The 16,244-nt window shown below is 73.7% G+C and carries 12 protein-coding genes; 5 read left to right on the top strand and 7 right to left on the bottom strand.

The features are described from left to right. The first annotated feature begins 214 nt into the window (after window positions 1–214). Complete coding sequence (locus tag ACGF7U_RS25005; protein ID WP_393110506.1) at window positions 215–1,639, top strand: MFS transporter; 1,425 nt, start codon at window positions 215–217, stop codon at window positions 1,637–1,639. Window positions 1,640–1,691: 52 nt separating this feature from the next. Then, window positions 1,692–2,120 carry a globin gene (locus ACGF7U_RS25000; protein ID WP_393110504.1) on the top strand — a complete coding sequence of 143 codons (429 nt, stop codon included), beginning with the start codon at window positions 1,692–1,694 and terminating at the stop codon, window positions 2,118–2,120. A gap of 23 nt (window positions 2,121–2,143) precedes the next feature. Here the strand turns inward: ACGF7U_RS25000 and ACGF7U_RS24995 are convergent, their stop codons facing one another. The 4 genes from ACGF7U_RS24995 to ettA form a co-directional block, all read right to left on the bottom strand. Continuing rightward, entirely contained in the window at window positions 2,144–2,731 is a 588-nt protein-coding gene (locus ACGF7U_RS24995; RefSeq protein ID WP_393110502.1) for a YbjN domain-containing protein, read from the bottom strand. A 149-nt stretch (window positions 2,732–2,880) separates the two neighbouring features. Further along, window positions 2,881–3,594 (bottom strand): hypothetical protein, encoded by a 714-nt coding sequence (locus tag ACGF7U_RS24990; protein ID WP_393110500.1) that lies wholly within the window; start codon window positions 3,592–3,594, stop codon window positions 2,881–2,883. After that, the gene (locus ACGF7U_RS24985; protein ID WP_393110498.1) at window positions 3,591–4,037 is read right to left on the bottom strand and encodes an acyl-CoA thioesterase; all 447 of its coding nucleotides are present in this window, start codon (window positions 4,035–4,037) and stop codon (window positions 3,591–3,593) included. The genes ACGF7U_RS24990 and ACGF7U_RS24985 overlap by 4 nt, the downstream gene beginning before the upstream one ends. Before the next feature lie 2 nt (window positions 4,038–4,039). Beyond that, entirely contained in the window at window positions 4,040–5,716 is a 1,677-nt protein-coding gene (gene ettA, locus ACGF7U_RS24980; RefSeq protein WP_393110496.1) for an energy-dependent translational throttle protein EttA, read from the bottom strand. 331 nt (window positions 5,717–6,047) lie between these two features. On the opposite strand from ettA, the gene ACGF7U_RS24975 reads away from it, so the two are divergent. Together ACGF7U_RS24975 and otsB are read left to right on the top strand one after the other, a co-directional pair. Further along, window positions 6,048–7,448, top strand: coding sequence for a trehalose-6-phosphate synthase (locus ACGF7U_RS24975; protein WP_393110494.1), 1,401 nt, complete (start codon window positions 6,048–6,050; stop codon window positions 7,446–7,448). 38 nt (window positions 7,449–7,486) lie between these two features. Further along, the gene (gene otsB, locus ACGF7U_RS24970) at window positions 7,487–10,048 is read left to right on the top strand and encodes a trehalose-phosphatase (RefSeq protein ID WP_393110605.1); all 2,562 of its coding nucleotides are present in this window, start codon (window positions 7,487–7,489) and stop codon (window positions 10,046–10,048) included. Between the two features lie 132 nt (window positions 10,049–10,180). Here otsB and cobA read toward each other — a convergent pair whose 3' ends face one another. Genes cobA through cobC form a run of 3 tightly spaced genes read right to left on the bottom strand, consistent with a single transcriptional unit; the run spans window position 10,181 to window position 13,702 of the window. Beyond that, on the bottom strand, window positions 10,181–11,464 hold the full coding sequence (gene cobA / locus ACGF7U_RS24965) for a uroporphyrinogen-III C-methyltransferase (protein ID WP_393110492.1): 1,284 nt from the start codon (window positions 11,462–11,464) through the stop codon (window positions 10,181–10,183). Between the two features lie 46 nt (window positions 11,465–11,510). Then, a complete protein-coding gene (locus ACGF7U_RS24960) occupies window positions 11,511–12,650 on the bottom strand; it encodes a nicotinate-nucleotide--dimethylbenzimidazole phosphoribosyltransferase (protein WP_393110603.1) in 1,140 nt (379 codons plus the stop codon). Next, window positions 12,650–13,702 carry an Rv2231c family pyridoxal phosphate-dependent protein CobC gene (cobC, locus tag ACGF7U_RS24955; protein ID WP_393110490.1) on the bottom strand — a complete coding sequence of 351 codons (1,053 nt, stop codon included), beginning with the start codon at window positions 13,700–13,702 and terminating at the stop codon, window positions 12,650–12,652. Before cobC ends, ACGF7U_RS24960 begins: the two co-directional genes overlap by 1 nt. A 301-nt stretch (window positions 13,703–14,003) precedes the next feature. On the opposite strand from cobC, the gene ACGF7U_RS24950 reads away from it, so the two are divergent. Further along, window positions 14,004–16,136, top strand: a complete 2,133-nt coding sequence (locus ACGF7U_RS24950) for a transglycosylase domain-containing protein (RefSeq protein WP_393110488.1) — start codon at window positions 14,004–14,006, stop codon at window positions 16,134–16,136. Window positions 16,137–16,244: the final 108 nt, after the last annotated feature.

The raw sequence follows: 16,244 nt of genomic DNA, 5'->3' as shown, positions 1-16,244 counted from the left end.
GGCGGGGGTCGCGGTCCGTGCGGCCCCTCGGGTATCGTCCGTTCGTTCAGTCGGAGATGCGACGATCAATCCGTTCGCCCTAGCCAGTTGTCAGACGATCGGGCAGAATCCGGTGCACGCGCTCCCCCCGGAGCGTGATCACGTCCTCGCTGATCCGTGGATCTGACGACGGTTCCCGGGCCCGTCCATCACGAGTGGCCCGCCCAGGGGAACGATGGAGGCGACGGTGCCCGACGAGCGACCATCCCCGGAAGGCCCGGCAACCTTCCGTGAGGTGTTCGCCAATCGCGAATACCGCGCCGTCTTCACGGCGAGCGCTCTCTCCTGGATCGGCGACTACATCGCCAAGGCCGCGGTCACCCTGCTGGTCTACGAGGAGACCCGGTCGGTCGCGCTCTCCGCAGCCGCGTTCGCGGTGAGCTACCTGCCCTGGCTGATCGGCGGCCCCCTGCTCGCCACGCTCGCGGAGCGGCACCGTTACCGGCAGGTCATGGTGGTCTGCGACCTCGTCCGGATGGTGCTGATGGTGGGCATCGCCATCCCCGACATGCCCGTCGAGCTGATCCTGGCCCTGCTCTTCGCCACCACCCTGGCCAATCCACCCAGCCAGGCTGCCAAGTCCGCGCTGATCCCGCTGATCCTCACCGGCGACCGGCTGGTGGTCGGGCTGTCGATCAACAGCAGCGTCGGCCAGGCCGCCCAGGTCGTCGGCTACCTCGCGGGCGCCGCCATCGCCGCCGTCAACCCGACCGTCGCGCTCCTGGTGAACGCCGCGACGTTCGCCCTGTCGGCCGCGCTGGTCCGCTTCGGCGTGGCGGACCGGCCGCCGGCGATGACCGCCGCACACCGCAGTCACCTGCTGCGGGAGACCGCGCAGGGCTTCCAGATCGTGTTCGGCACCCCGGTGCTGCGGGCCATCGCCGTCCTCGTCTTCACCGCCATGCTCTTCTCGGTGGTGCCGGAGGGCCTGGCCGCCGCCTGGGCCAGCGAGCACGCCGGCGGCCTGGACGCCGGCGCCGCCCAGGCAGTCATCATGGCGGCCAGCCCCGTGGGCTTCATCGTCGGCGGCCTGGTCGTCAGCCGGGCGTTCGGGCCGGACCGGCGGCTGAGCCTGATGCGGCCCCTGGCGGTGCTCTCCCCGCTGGCCCTGGTGCCCGCCCTGTTCGATCCGCCGCCGCTGGTGGTGGCGCTGCTCGCCGCGGCCTGCGGGTTCGCGGTCGCCGGGATGCTGCCGGTGGCCAACGGCCTCTTCGTCCGGGCCCTGCCCGCCGGCTTCCGGGCCCGCGCCTTCGGGGTGATGGCCACCGGCGTCCAGGTGATCCAGGGCCTCGCCGTCCTGGTCACCGGGTTGCTCTCCGAGCGCTACCCGATCCCGATCGTCGTCGGGGTGTGGAGCGCGGTCGGCGTCCTGCTGATGGCGCTCGCCGCCCTGCGCTGGCCGAGCCGCCCGACGATCGACGCGGCGATCACCGCCGCCGAGGCGGGCGAAACGGCCCCGCGGGCCGGCGCGAGCGCCGGGCGGGGCACGGTCGACGCGAAGACGGCCGGGGACGACCGGCACGGCCCGTCGGAGCGGTTCGACGGCGACCCGGTGGGCGGCCGGCCGGGCGAGACGGGCCAACGGCACGCCGTGACCTGACGCACAGCGGCCACCCCCCGGCGCCCCGAACGGCACCTGGCAGGATGGAACGGTGAATGCCGCAGGTGAGTCCGACCGTCCCGGCGCGTCGATGACCCTCTTCGAAGCGGTAGGCGGCGAGCCCACCTTCCGCAAGCTGGTGGACGAGTTCTACGCCGGCGTCGCCACCGACGCGCTGCTGCGCCCCATGTATCCCGAGGAGGACCTGGGCCCTGCCGCGGACCGGCTGGCCCTGTTCCTCATGCAGTACTGGGGCGGCCCGCACACGTACTCCGACCAGCGCGGGCACCCCCGGCTGCGGATGCGCCACGCGCCGTACCGCATCGGCGCCGCCGAGCGGGACGCGTGGCTGCTCCACATGCGCCGCGCCGTCGACCGTCTCGACCTGCCGCCGGAGATCGCCGCCGCGCTCTGGGACTACCTGGAGCGGGCCGCGTACTTCATGGTCAACGTGATGGAGGACCCGGCCGGGCCGGCCTGACCGCGACGGGCGCGGCGGCCGGCTCAGAGCAGGGCGCCCTCGTCGTGCAGCCAGTCCACGAAGCTGGTGGCCACCGCCGCGCCACAGTCGAGCATCTCGACCAGGAGCGCGTCGTGCGCCCCGGCGCTGAACGGCACCTGCAGCTCCGCGTAGATCGGCAGTTGACCGCGCTCGGTCGGGTCGCCGATGTAGGCCTTGCAGAAGCGGCGGGTGTGGTTCCACTCGTTGACCACCCGGTAGGCCCGGTCGGCCCAGTCGGGCGGCACCGTCGCGTGCGGCCGGGCCCGCATCACCAGGATCTCGTCCTCGGGGCCCTCCAGGGTGACCAGCACCGCGTGCCGCTCCCACATGGCCAGCAGGTTCCCGTCGCCGTCGGCCAGGTAGCGCACGTCGAGCAGGTCGAGCGCATCGCAGACGCGGCGCAGGGTGACCGGCGCGACGGTGGCCGGCATGTCGGCCATCACGGGCCGCTCGACCGCCGGGCAGTCGTCGCCCGGCTGACGGGGGGCCGGTGGTCCGACCCGGACGGTGCCCTCCACTGTGATCCCGCTCCGACTTTCCGGATCGCCGCCGCCGTTGGCGGGACCGGGGCGCCATGACCACCACGGCATCGTTCGCGCACCTCACTCCCCAGCGGATCCAGTCGCCTACGGTGCGTTGGATCCGAGGATGGACGGTACCCGGACAGCCGGGTTGAAGCACCCCCCCAACGGCAGCCCCAGGACAGAAGAATGACCACGGGTCATCCGAACGGATGACCTCAGAGTGGCCTTACGGCAAGATCCGTAGCCTTCTGCGACCAGATCGCTCCGTAAGGTCCCACAAGTCCGACCCAACGGCCGACCGTGCGCACCTGGACGTCGCCCGTGCCGGTCGCACCGGCCTCCCCCTCGGCGGCACCCAGGAAGCCCATCCGGACCAACCCCTGGACCATCCGCTGGGTCACCTCGACCGGCTCGCCGGGCGCGTCGTCCGGGGTGACCACCACGGGCACGTGGTCGAGCAGCGCGTCGCGCAGCGCACGCTGCCCGACCGCCCGGCCGGCCACGCCGTGCGCGGCGGCGTCGCGCAGGGTGCCCGCCGCCGCCGTGGCGATCCGCCGCAGCTCCCCCGCCGGCAGCGTCTCCACCCGGCGCCCGGCCCCGGGCGGCAGCGGCCAGCGCCACCGCTCGTCCCGGCGCGGGGGCAGCGCCCCGCCGCCGGCCGCGAGCCCGGCCAGCAGCTCGCCGGCCGCGACGGTGACGTCGCCGGGGCCCTCGCCGGCCACGGTGCGGACGGCCAGCACCCCCCACGGCAGACGCCCCCAGAGGGCGGTGCGGCCCGCCGCGCCGGTCGGCCGCAGCCGCACCGGCGCGTCCCGGTCCAGTCGCACCAGGCGGGCGAGGAAGGCCCCGGCGTCGGCCACGTCCGCGATCCCGTGCCCGCCGCCGGCCGCGCCGACCGGGGCGCGGACCGGCCCACCGGGTCCCGTCACGCCGGCCCGCCCTGCGGGGCGTACGAGAGCAGGAACTCGCGCTCCTGCGGGGTGACCCGGCGCGGCGACTGCCGGGTCAGGTCGAACGGCACCAGCACCGAGCGGGCCCGGCTGGCCAGCACGTCGCCGTCGTACAGCTCGTAGGCGACGGTGAAGGACGCGGCCCGGATCTCCTCCACCCACAGCTCGATGCGCACGGCCGGGGCCGCCTCGGCGGTGGCCCGGCCGAGGGCGTAGTCGACCGGGCGCAGGTAGTCGACCTCGTGCCGACGGATCACGACCCCGTCGGCGAACGAGCCCACTCCCCACGCCCGGCCGCCGGCGAACATCAGCGCCACCCGCGCCTCCTCGTAGAGGGTGAGGAAGCGCGAGTTGTTGACGTGGCCGTACGCGTCCAGGTCTGACCACCGCAGCGCGCAGTGGTAGACGAACCGGTCCGCCACGATCAGTCGCGGGTGAGCTTGCGGTAGGTCACCCGGTGCGGGCGGGCCGCCTCGGCGCCGAGCCGGTCGACCTTGTTCTTCTCGTACGCCTCGAAGTTGCCCTCGAACCAGAACCACCTGGCCGGGTTCTCGTCGTCGCCCTCCCAGGCCAGGATGTGCGTGGCGACCCGGTCGAGGAACATCCGGTCGTGGGAGATGACCACGGCGCAGCCGGGGAACTCCAGCAGCGCGTTCTCCAGGCTGGAGAGGGTCTCCACGTCCAGGTCGTTGGTCGGCTCGTCGAGCAGGATCACGTTGCCGCCGATCTTCAGCGTCAGCGCGAGGTTGAGTCGGTTGCGCTCGCCGCCGGAGAGCACCTTGGTCGGCTTCTGCTGGTCCGGCCCCTTGAAGCCGAACGCGGCGATGTAGGCGCGCGACGGCATCTCGACCTTACCCACCATGAGGTGGTCCAGCCCGTCGGAGACGACCTCCCACACCGTCTTGTCCCCGGCCAGGCCCTGCCGGTTCTGGTCGACGTACGACAGCGAGACGGTCTCGCCGACCCGGACGGAGCCGTCGGTCGGCTGCTCCAACCCGACGATGGTCTTGAACAGGGTGGTCTTGCCGACACCGTTCGGGCCGATGATGCCGACGATGCCGTTGCGCGGCAGCGAGAACGACAGGTTGTCGATCAGCACCCGGTCGCCGAATGCCTTGGTGAGGTTGTGCGCCTCGATCACCGTGTTGCCCAGGCGCGGGCCCGGCGGGATCTGGATCTCCTCGAAGTCCAGCTTCCGGGTCTTCTCCGCCTCGGTGGCCATCTCCTCGTAGCGGTCGAGGCGGGCCTTGGACTTGGTCTGCCTTGCCTTGGCGTTGGAGCGGACCCACTCCAGCTCCTCGGTGAGGCGCTTCTTCATCTTGGCGTCGCGGCGGCCCTCGACGGCCAGCCGGGCGGCCTTCTTCTCCAGGTAGGTGGAGTAGTTGCCCTCGTAGCCGACGGCCCGGCCGCGGTCCAGCTCCAGGATCCAGCCGGCCACGTTGTCGAGGAAGTACCGGTCGTGGGTGATCGCCATGACGGTGCCGGCGTACTTGGCCAGGTGCTGCTCCAGCCAGGAGACGCTCTCCGCGTCCAGGTGGTTGGTGGGCTCGTCGAGCAGCAGCAGGTCGGGCGCCTCCAGCAGCAGCTTGCACAGCGCCACCCGGCGGCGCTCGCCCCCGGAGAGCTGGGTCACGTCGGCGTCCGGCGGCGGGCAGCGCAGCGCGTCCATCGCCAGTTCGAGCTTGGAGTCGATGTCCCACGCGTCGGCGTGGTCCAGCTCCTCCTGGAGCCGGCCCATCTCCTCCATCAGCTCGTCGGAGTAGTCGGTGGCCATCTGCTCGGCGATCTTGTTGAACCGCTCCAGCTTGGCCTTGGTCTCGGCGACCGCCTCCTCGACGTTGCCGAGCACGGTCTTGGCGTCGTTGAGCGGGGGCTCCTGGGCGAGCAGGCCGACGGTGTAGCCGGGCATCAGCCGGGCGTCGCCGTTGCTCGGCCGGTCCAGCCCTGCCATGATCTTGAGGAGGCTGGACTTACCGGCGCCGTTCGGGCCGACCACACCGATCTTGGCCCCCGGCAGGAAGCTCAGCGTCACGTTGTCGAGCACGACCTTGTCGCCGTGCGCCTTGCGCGCCTTTTCCAGGACGTAGATGTACTGGGCCACGGTGCGGGCTACCTCCGTAGGTTGCGACTGGGGGCCGGCGGGCGCGGGCCCGGGCTGCGACTTCCGCCCGCCGCCGCCGGCCGCTGGCCGGCCGCACGCACGCCGTCGTCAATCCTGACAGGTACGCGCCGCCGCGCCCACATCACCCCGCCCGGACGCTGCGGGCGCGCCGCGCCACCCCTGCTTCCGAGCAGGGGTATCGACAAGATCACGTCGGGGGTTGGACCATCGTGGGACGGGTAGGTGACTCCGGCACGGGGCCCCAGAAGCCGCAGCTACGCTCAGTACGCTCATTCGCGGTTGACCCGTCAGCACCCGGAGGTGGCCGAACGTGACCGTCCGCAGCTCCTTTGTCGTAGTGGCGAACCGGCTACCCGTCGACGAGGTGAGCACACCCGAGGGACGGCAGTGGCGTCGCAGCCCCGGGGGGTTGGTGACCGCGCTGCACCCCGTCCTCGCCGAGCACCAGGGCACCTGGGTCGGCTGGGCCGGCGGCACCGGCGCCGCCCCCGAGCCGTTCGACCTGGAGGGCATCCGGCTGCACCCGGTGCCGCTGAGCGCGGAGGAGCTGGAGCGCTACTACGAGGGCCAGTCCAACGCGACGATCTGGCCGCTCTACCACGACGCGGTGGAGACGCCCGCCTACAAGCGCCGCTGGCGCGAGGCGTACCGCCTGGTCAACGCCCGCTTCGCGGAGGCCGCGGCGGAGGTCGCGGCCGAGGGGGCGACGGTCTGGGTGCAGGACTACCAGCTCCAGCTCGTCCCGGCGATGCTCCGCGAGCTGCGGCCGGACCTGCGGATCGGTTTCTTCCTGCACATCCCGTTCCCGCCGATCGAGCTGTTCATGCAGATGCCGTTCCGCACCGAGATCCTGCGCGGCCTGCTCGGCGCGGACCTGGTCGGCTTCCAGCAGCGGCTCGCCGCGCAGAACTTCGTCCGGCTGGCCCGGCACCTGCTCGGGCTGCGCTACGAGGGCCAGATGATCCAGGTCGACGGCCGCCAGGTGAAGGCCGGCGCGTTCCCCATCTCGATCGACACCAAGGAGATGGAGCGGCTGGCCGCCGACCCGGCGATCCAGGCCCGCGCGAAGGAGATCCGCGAGGAGCTGGGCAACCCGAGAACGATCATCCTGGGCGTCGACCGGCTCGACTACACCAAGGGCATCGAGCTGCGGCTCAAGGCATTCCGCGAGCTGCTCGCTGACGGAAAGTTGACAGTCCCGGACGCGGTCATGGTGCAGGTCGCCACGCCCAGCCGCGAGCGCGTCGAGCACTACCAGGCGCTCCGCGTCAAGGTGGAGCGTGAGGTCGGTCGGATCAACGGCGAATTCGGCAGGGTCGGCGTGCCGGCGGTGCATTATCTGCATCAGTCGTACAGTCGCACTGAGCTGGCCGCGATGTACGCCGCCGCCGACGTGATGATGGTGACGCCGCTGCGAGACGGGATGAACCTGGTAGCCAAGGAGTACGTCGCATCGCGCGCCGACCAGGGCGGTGCACTCGTGCTCAGCGAGTTCGCCGGCGCCGCCACCGAGCTGCGTCAGGCGTTCCTTTGTAATCCGCACGACCCTGACGCGGTCAAGGACGCCCTGCTGCGGGCCGTGCATGTCGAGAAGCCGGAGGCCCGCCGCAGAATGCGGACAATGCAACGCCATCTACGCACCCACGACGTGGGACACTGGGCGAAGTCTTTCCTCACCGAGCTCGGTGTGCCTCAAGCGGAGGACGCGTGAACGCCGCCAGCGACATCGTCACCCCGGCGGCCGGCACGATGGACCCGGAGCTGCGCGCGGCCATCGGCCGGATCGCCCGGGTGCCCCAGCTTCTGATCGCCTGCGACTACGACGGCACACTGGCGCCGATCGTGGAGGACCCGAGCAAGGCCGTGCCGCTGCCGGAGTCGGTGGCCGCCGTCCGGGCCCTCGCCGCCCTGCCCCAGACCACCGTGGCGGTGGTCTCCGGGCGGGCCCTGCGGGACCTTGCCGCGCTCTCCCGGCTGCCCAGCGAGGTCCACCTCGTCGGCAGCCACGGCTCCGAGTTCGACATCGGCTTCGTCGAGCGGCTCTCCCCCGAGCTGATCGCGGTCCGCACCCGGCTGCGCGACGCCCTGCGCGAGATCGCCTCGGCCCATCCGGGCATCCGCCTCGAGCGCAAGCCGGCGAGCGTCGCGGTGCACACCCGCGGGGTGGACCCGCAGGTCGCGGCGGCCGCCATCGAGGCGGTCCGCAACGGCCCCGCCACCTGGGACGGCGTCACGGTCACCCAGGGCAAGGAGGTCATCGAGCTGTCGGTCGTCGCCACCCACAAGGGCACGGCCGTCGACCAGCTCCGCACCCAGCTCTCCGCCAGCGCGGTGCTCTTCATCGGCGACGACGTCACCGACGAGAACGCGTTCGGCAACCTGCACGGGCCGGACGTGGGCATCAAGATCGGCCCCGGCGACACCGCCGCCGGCTACCGGGTCGCCGACCCGATCGAGGCCGCCCGCACCCTCGGCCTGCTGCTGGAGACCCGCCGGCACTGGCTCTTCGGCGAGCGGGCGGTGCCGATCGAGCGGCACTCGATGCTGGCCAACGGGCGGACCGTGGCGCTGCTCACCCCCGAGGCCAAGGTCACCTGGCTCTGCCACCCCAAGCCCGACTCGGCGGCGATCTTCGCCGACCTGGTCGGCGGCAGTCCGGCGGGGCACTTCAGCGTCGCCCCGGAGCGCGGCGGCATCCCGCTCGGCCAGCGCTACCGCTCGGGCACGATGACGGTCGAGACCCGCTGGTCGGGCCTGACCGTCACCGACTGGCTGGACAAGCCGGCCCGGGAGACCACCCCGGACGGCCCGGCCGTCATCACCGGCGACTCGACCCTCGTACGGGTGCTCACCGGCTCCGGCCGGGCCCGGCTGGAGTTCGCGCCCCGGCCCGAGTTCGGCCAGGTCGCGGTGCAGTTGCAGCCGCTCGGTGACGGCCTGCTGGTGCTCGGCTCCAACGAGCCGGTCGCGCTCTACTCCCCCGGGGTCGAGTGGCAGGTCAGCAACGACGGCGGCTACGAGACGGCCAAGGCGGTCGTCGACCTCGCCGCCGCCGGCGGTCAGGTCGTGCTGGAGCTGCGCTTCGGCACGCACAGCCTGGAACACCACCGGCTGCCGATCCACGAGCGGCAGGCCCTGGCGGAGCAGCCGTGGAAGGACTGGGTCGCCTCGCTCCGGCTGCCGAGCACCGCGCGGGAGCTGGTGGTCCGCAGCGCGCTGACCCTGCGGGGCCTCTGCCACGAGGCCACCGGCTCGATCCTCGCCGCCGCGACCACCTCGCTGCCCGAGGAGCTGGGCGGCGTCCGCAACTGGGACTACCGCTACTGCTGGCTGCGCGACGCGGCGATGACCGCGCGGGCGCTGGTCGACCTGGGCTCGACGGAGGAGGCCGAGGCGCTGCTGCGCTGGGTCGACGGCTGCGTGGAGCGCACCGGCGGGCACCCGGAGCGGCTGCACCCGCTCTACACGGTGGACGGCTACGAGCTGGGCGCCGAGGCGGTCATCGACACCCTGCCCGGCTACGCCGGCTCCCGGCCGGTCCGCGTCGGCAACCTCGCCAACCACCAGCTCCAGCTCGACGTCTTCGGCCCGATCGCGGACCTGATCGCCGCCGTGGCCGACGCCCGGGGCTCGGTCCGCGAGGACGAGTGGCGGGTGCTGGAGAACATGGTCGAGGCGGTCCGCCGCCGCTGGCACGAGCCCGACCACGGCATCTGGGAGGCCCGCCTCCCGCCGCGGCACCACATCTTCTCCAAGGTCATGTGCTGGATGACCGTCGACCGGGCGCTGCACGTGATGCGCCAGCACGGCGGCGAGGACCGGCCGGAGTGGGTGGAGCTGCGCGACCGCATCGGCGCCAACGTGCTGGAGTACGGCTGGCACGAGACCGTCGAGGCGTACAGCGTGGCGTACGGGGACGAGGACATGGACGCCTCGTCGCTGTGGATCGGGCTGTCCGGCCTGCTCCCCGGCGACGACCCGCGCTTCCTCTCCACGGTGCTGCGGATCGAGGCGGACCTGCGCAGCGGCCCGGTCGTCTACCGCTACCACTGGGACGACGGCCTGCCGGGGCGCGAGGGCGGCTTCCACATCTGCACGGCGTGGCTGATCGAGGCGTACCTGCGCACCGGGCGGCGCACCGACGCCGAGGAACTGTTCAACCAGATGGTGGACACCGCCGGCCCGACCGGCCTGCTCCCCGAGCAGTACGACCCGCTGGCCGAGCGCGGGCTGGGCAACCACCCGCAGGCCTACAGCCACCTCGGGCTGATCCGCTGCGCCCTGCTGCTGGACAACATGCTCAAGCAGTGACCTGACCAGCGAAGACGGCGGCCGGAGACCTCAGTCTCCGGCCGCCGTCGCTCGTTCCACGGGATCAGACCGACGCGAACGGACCCGAGCCGCGCCCACCGGGGATCTCCGGGGAGACCGCTGGCGGAGGGATCAGGCCTGACCGCCCGCAGCGAGCGGGCTGCCCGGAGATCGGTCAGGACCAGCCCCGGCGAGGGCCGCCACCACGTCCCCCACCACGACCACGGCCGGCGGTCGCAGGCCGGCGGCGACCACGTCGGCGGCGACCGCGCCGAGCGTGGAGCGGAGCACCCGCTGCGCCCCGGTCGTCGCCTCCTGCACCACCGCGGCCGGCGTCTCCGCCGGCCGGCCGTGCGCGAGGAGCGTCGCGGTGATCGCGGCGAGGTTCTTCAGCCCCATCAGGATGACCAGCGTGCCGCGCAGCCCGGCCAGCGCTTCCCAGCGGACCAGGGAGGCCGGCGAGTCGGGCGCGACGTGCCCGGAGACCACGGTGAACTCGTGGGCCACCGCGCGGTGGGTGACCGGGATGCCGGCCGCGGCCGGCGCCGCGATCGAGCTGGTCACGCCGGGCACCACGGTCACCGGCACGCCGGCCGCCGCGCAGGCGAGCAACTCCTCGCCGCCCCGGCCGAAGACGTACGGGTCGCCGCCCTTGAGCCGGACCACGGCCCTCCCGGCGAGGGCGCGCTCCACCAGGATCCGGTTGATCTCCTCCTGGGCGCGGGAGGGGCCGTACGGGATCTTGGAGGCGTCCACCAGCTCGACGTCGGGGCGCAGCTCGTCCAGGAGCAGCCCGGGCACCAACCGGTCGGCGACCACCACGTCCGCCTCGGTGAGCAGCCGCCAGCCCCGGACCGTGATCAGCTCCGGGTCGCCGGGGCCGGCGCCGACGAGCGCGACCCGGCCGGGCCGGGCGCCGGCGGGGGCCCTCCGCTCCACCGCGGCCGCCGGGAGGGGAGCCCTCCGCACGTTCAGCAGGTCGCGGATGGCGTCGCGGACGCTCATCGCCCGGCGCGGGTCGCCGCCGCCGAGCACCGCCACGGTCACCGGGCCGTGCCGGGTCACCGCCGGGGTCCAGGCGGTGGCGGCGGCCCGGTCGTCGGCGCGGACGCAGAAGATGCGGCGTTCGGCGGCGGCCGCGCTGACCGACGCGGCGGCGAGCGGGTCGTCCACCGCGACCTGCACCAGCCAGGCGCCGTCGAGATCGTCCGGGGTGAACCGGCGCGGCTCCCAGTGCAGCCGCCGGGCGTCGACGTGGGCGCGCAGCGCCGGGGTCAGCTCGGGGGCCACGAGCAGGACGTCGGCGCCGGCGTCCAGCAGCGCCGGCACCCGGCGGGTGGCCACCGCTCCCCCGCCCACCACGACCACCCGCCGGCCGGCGAGCCGCAGGCCGAGAGGGTACGGATTGCCGCTCACGCCGCCGCCACGCCACTGAGCCGGATGGTTCGCGCGCTTCGCTCGCTCACTTCTCGGCCACCCCCGCCGAGTCGAACGTGGCGACCTCGTGCAGCACCCGGACCGCGCCGGTGACCACCGGCAGGGCGAGCAGCGCGCCGGTGCCCTCGCCGAGGCGCAGCCCCAGGTCGATCAGCGGCTCCAGCCCCAGCCGGCGCAGCGCGACCGTGGCCCCCGGCTCGGCGGAGCGGTGCCCGGCCACCATGGCGCCCACGGCGTGCGGCGCGAAGGCCGCCGCGGCGAGCGCCGCGGAGACCGCGATGACGCCGTCCAGCAGCACCGGGGTCCGCCGGGCGGCGGCGCCCAGGATCAGCCCGGCCAGGGCGGCGTGCTCCAGGCCGCCGACCGCGGCCAGCACGCCCAGCGGGTCGGCCGGGTCGGGCGCGTGCCGGCGCAGCGCGGCGCGGACCACGTCCACCTTGCGGGCGTACGTCGGGTCGTCGACCCCGGTGCCCCGGCCCGTCGTCTCCGCCGGGTCGATGCCGGCGAAGGCGGCGATCAGGGCGGCGGCGGGCGTGGTGTTGCCGATGCCCATGTCCCCGGTGAGCAGGATGCCGGCGCCGGCGTCGACCAGTTCCCCGGCCACCCGGATGCCGGTCTCCACCGCCGCCCGGGCCTCGTCCCGGGTGAGGGCGGCCGTGACCGTCAGGTCCCGGGTGCCGGGACGGACGTTCGCCGCGACCAGCCGGGGCGCGTCGCGGGCCGGCACCGCGCCGGCGTCCGTCCCCGCCGCGGCGGTCCTGCCGTCGGCGAGCGTTCCCGAGGCGACCGACGGGTCGACGGCGACCGGCAGTGGGGTGGCCACGCCGACGTCGACCACGGTGACCGAAGCGTCGGCCTGCCGGGCGAACGCGTTGACCACCGCGCCGCCGGCCAGGAAGTTCCCGATCATCTGCGCGGTGACCTCCTGCGGCCAGGGCGTCACCCCCTGGGCGTGCACGCCGTGGTCGCCGGCGAAGATGGCGACCGCCGCCGGCTCCGGCAGCGGCGGCGGGCAGTGCCCGGCCAGGCCGGCGAGGCGTACGGAGAGTTCCTCCAAGGCGCCGAGCGAACCGGCGGGCTTGGTCAGCCGTCCCTGCAACTCGCGGGCGGCGGCCATCGCCGGCTCGTCCAGCGGCCGGATCGCCGCGATCGTGGTCTCCAGCATCATGCCTCCAGGATCTCCGCCAGTACCTCGGTGAACGCGTCGGTGGTGGCCGGGTCGCGCACGGCGATCCGCAGCCAGTCCGGGCCCAGACCAGGGAAGGTGTCGCCGCGGCGCACCGCCCAGCCGCGCTGCCGCAGGGCGGCGCGCACCTCGGTGGCCCCGGGCAGGTGCACGAGCACGAACGCGCTGGCGGGTCGGCCGGCGACGCGTACGCCGGGCAGGGCCGACAGGCGGGCGACCAGGTGGTCGCGGTCGGCGGCGAGCCGGGCGGCGATGGCGCGCTCGGCCTCGACCGCGACGGGCGTGGCGCAGGCCGACGCGGCGGCCAGGGCCGGGGTGGAGACGGCCCACAGCGGCTGGGCGGCGGCCAGCCGCGCCAGCAGCGGGGCCTCGCCGAGCAGGTAGCCGATCCGCAGGCCGGCGAGCCCCCAGGTCTTGGTGAGGCTGCGGACCACCAGCAGGCCGGGCAGGTCGCGCCGGGCGGCCAGCGACTCCGGTTCGCCGGCGACCCCGGGCGCGAGGGTGGTGTCGGCGAACGCCTCGTCGACCACCAGCACCCGGCCGGGCCGGGCCAGCGCGGCCAGGTCGGCGGCGGGGTGCAGCACCGAGGTCGGGTTGGTCGGGTTGCCGATCATGACGAGGTCGGCGTCGGCGGGCACCCGGGCCGGGTCGAGCCGGAAGTCGTCGGCCGCGTCGAGCAGCAGCCGCTCCACCTGGTGCCCGGCCGCGCGCAGCGCCGCCTCCGGCTCGGTGAACTGCGGGTGCACCACCACCGGCCGGCGGACGCCCCGCAGGGCGCGGGCGAGCAGCACGAAGCCCTCGGCCGCGCCGGCGGTCAGCAGCACCTCGGCCGGCGGGCGGCCGTGCCGGGCGGCGACGGCGGCCCGCGCCGGCCCCGGGTCGGGGTACGCGGCGAGGTCGCCGAGCGCGGCGGTGACCGGGTCGGCCAGCCAGTCCGGCATGGCGTCCCGCCGCACGTTGACGGCGAGGTCGACCAGCCCTTCGCCCACCTCGGCGTCACCGTGGTGGCTGAGGTCGGGCTCGTCCCCCACGGGGTCGGGCCCGGTTCCGGCGGGGTCGCGTTCGGCCCCGACAGGGTCGGGCCGGGGGTCCGCGGGATCGGGTTCGGTCCCCGCGGGCTCGGGTTCGGGCCCCGCGGGCTCGGATTCGGGCCCCGCGGGCTCGGGTTCGGGCCCGGCTCCGGGGAGGGTCTCGGTCGGCTGACCACGCATGTCCGCGATCCTGCCGGGAAGGGGGCGCACGGGACAGCGGATCCCGGCGTGGGCCGCGTCACCACACGGGCGTTTATGAATATTTCTCAGGTACGAATCGGAAATGTCATAACTTGGCCTGGTGAGCAACCGACCCCTTGCTGCCGCTGGTCGTCTCGTTCCCCTTCTCCGCGCCGGGCTGATCGCCGGCATCGTGGTCGCCGCCGTGGCGTATCCGGTGGCCGCCGCCACCGGCATCGGCGCCAAGGTCACGGCGCACGCCATGGAACACAAGACCAAGATCCTCACCACCGCCCTGCCGGCCGAGACGTCGTACGTCTACGCGCCCGACGGCAAGACGGTGCTGACGATGTTCTACGAGGAGTACCGGCAGTACACGAAGCTGTCGGACATCTCGCCGAACATGCAGCAGGCCATCGTCGCCGCCGAGGACAACCGCTTCTACCAGCACCGGGGCGTCGACCCGAAGGGCGTCGCCCGCGCCTTCGTGGCCAACGCCCGCTCCAGCGGCGTCTCCCAGGGCGCCTCCACCCTCACCATGCAGTACGTCCGGATGGCGCTGCGCGACAGCGCGAAGACGCCGAAGGAGGTGCAGGAGGCGACCCAGCAGACCAGCCTGCGCAAGGTCCGGGAGATGCGGATGGCGCTGGATCTGGAGAAGGAGCTGAGCAAGGAGCAGATCCTGGAGCGCTACCTCAACTCCGCGTACTTCGGGCACCGCGCGTACGGGATCTACGCGGCCAGCGAGATCTTCTTCTCCAAGCCCCCGAAGGACCTCACCCCCGTCGAGGCGGCCACCCTCGCCGGGCTGGTCAAGTCCCCGTCCGAGTACGACCCCGCCAGCTCCGACCAGAAGGACGCCACCGGCCGGCGCAACTACGTGCTGGACCGGATGGCCCAGCTCGGCTACCTCTCGCCGGACGCGGTGGCGCAGGCCAGGACCGAGCCGATCCGGCTGAAGCTGACCTACCCGCCGAACGACTGCGCCTCGGTGCCGGAGAAGTGGAACAGCTGGGGCTTCGCCTGCGACTACCTGAAGAACTGGTGGAGCGCGCAGCCGGCGTTCGGGGAGAACCGGCTGGAGCGGATGGACAAGCTGCGCCGGGGCGGCTACCGGATCGTGCTCAGCCTGGACCCGAAGATCCAGGAGGCCGCCGAGAAGAACGTCGGCGCCAAGGAGAACACGGGCAGCCCGTTCGCCAACGGCATCGTGGTCTCCGAGCCCGGCACCGGGCGGGTGAAGGCGATGGCGGTGAACCGGACGTACTCGCTGGACCTGAGCGAGAACGGCCAGAGCTCCAACCCCGAGGCCGGGCCGAACGTCAAGGCGAACTACCCCAACACGGTGGCGCCCCTGCTCGGCGGCGGCGACCTGCCGGGCTACCAGGCCGGTTCGACGTTCAAGATGTTCCCGATGCTGGCCGCGCTGAACGCGGGCATGCCGCTGTCCACCTCGTTCAACGCCCCGCACCGGTACCGCTCCGAGGTCTACGACGGCTGGGCGCCGTCCAACGCCAGCGGCGCGATGAGCGGTCAGCAGACCATGTGGTCCGGCTTCGGCAAGTCGGTCAACACGTACTTCGTGTGGCTGGAGGAACAGGTCGGCGCGGACAAGGCGGTCCACCTCGCCGAGCAGCTCGGGCTGCGCTGGCGCACGGACGTCGACAAGGAGCAGGCGTCCCCGGCCAAGGCGAAGAAGTGGGGCGCGTTCACCCTGGGCGTCTCCGACGCCACGCCGCTGGAGATGGCCAACGCGTACGCCGCGATCGCCGCGGACGGCCGCTACTGCGAGGCGATCCCGGTGCAGGCGATCTACAACCGGGACGGCACGCCGACCACCTGGAAGACCGCCTCGGGGATCGAACGCGAGGTCGCCAAGCCGCGCTGCCGGCAGGTGGTGAACGCCGACGCGGCCCGGGCCGCCACCGACGCCGCCCGCTGCCCGACCGGCGACACCCCGGCCCGGGGGAGCTGCGGCGGCTGGTCGACCGCGGACAGCGTGCGGGGGACCGTCGGCCGCCCGGTGGCGGGCAAGACGGGCACCACCGACAGCACCCGGTCGGCCTGGTTCGTCGGCTACACCCCGGAGCTGGCGGCGGCGAGCTTCATCTCCGACCCGGACAACCCGTTCAACGCGGTCGGCGACGGCCAGTCCCAGATCCCGATCAAGGCGGTGGCCCAGACCCTCCGCGACGCCCTCAAGGGCCAACCCACCCGCCAGTTCACCCCGCCCTCGGACCGGATGGTCGGCTGACCCCGCCGCCGCTCCCGCCCCGTGCCGGGGCGGGGCCGGGCAGGTGGCCGGCCCCCGGCGGACGGACCCGGCCGAGCGCCGTCAGCGGAGGTCGGCGACGACGAAGAA

The organism is Micromonospora sp. NPDC047670 (assembly GCF_043204915.1).
Classification (GTDB): Bacteria; Actinomycetota; Actinomycetes; order Mycobacteriales; family Micromonosporaceae; genus Micromonospora.
This window is presented reverse-complemented; position numbering and strand designations above follow the sequence as displayed.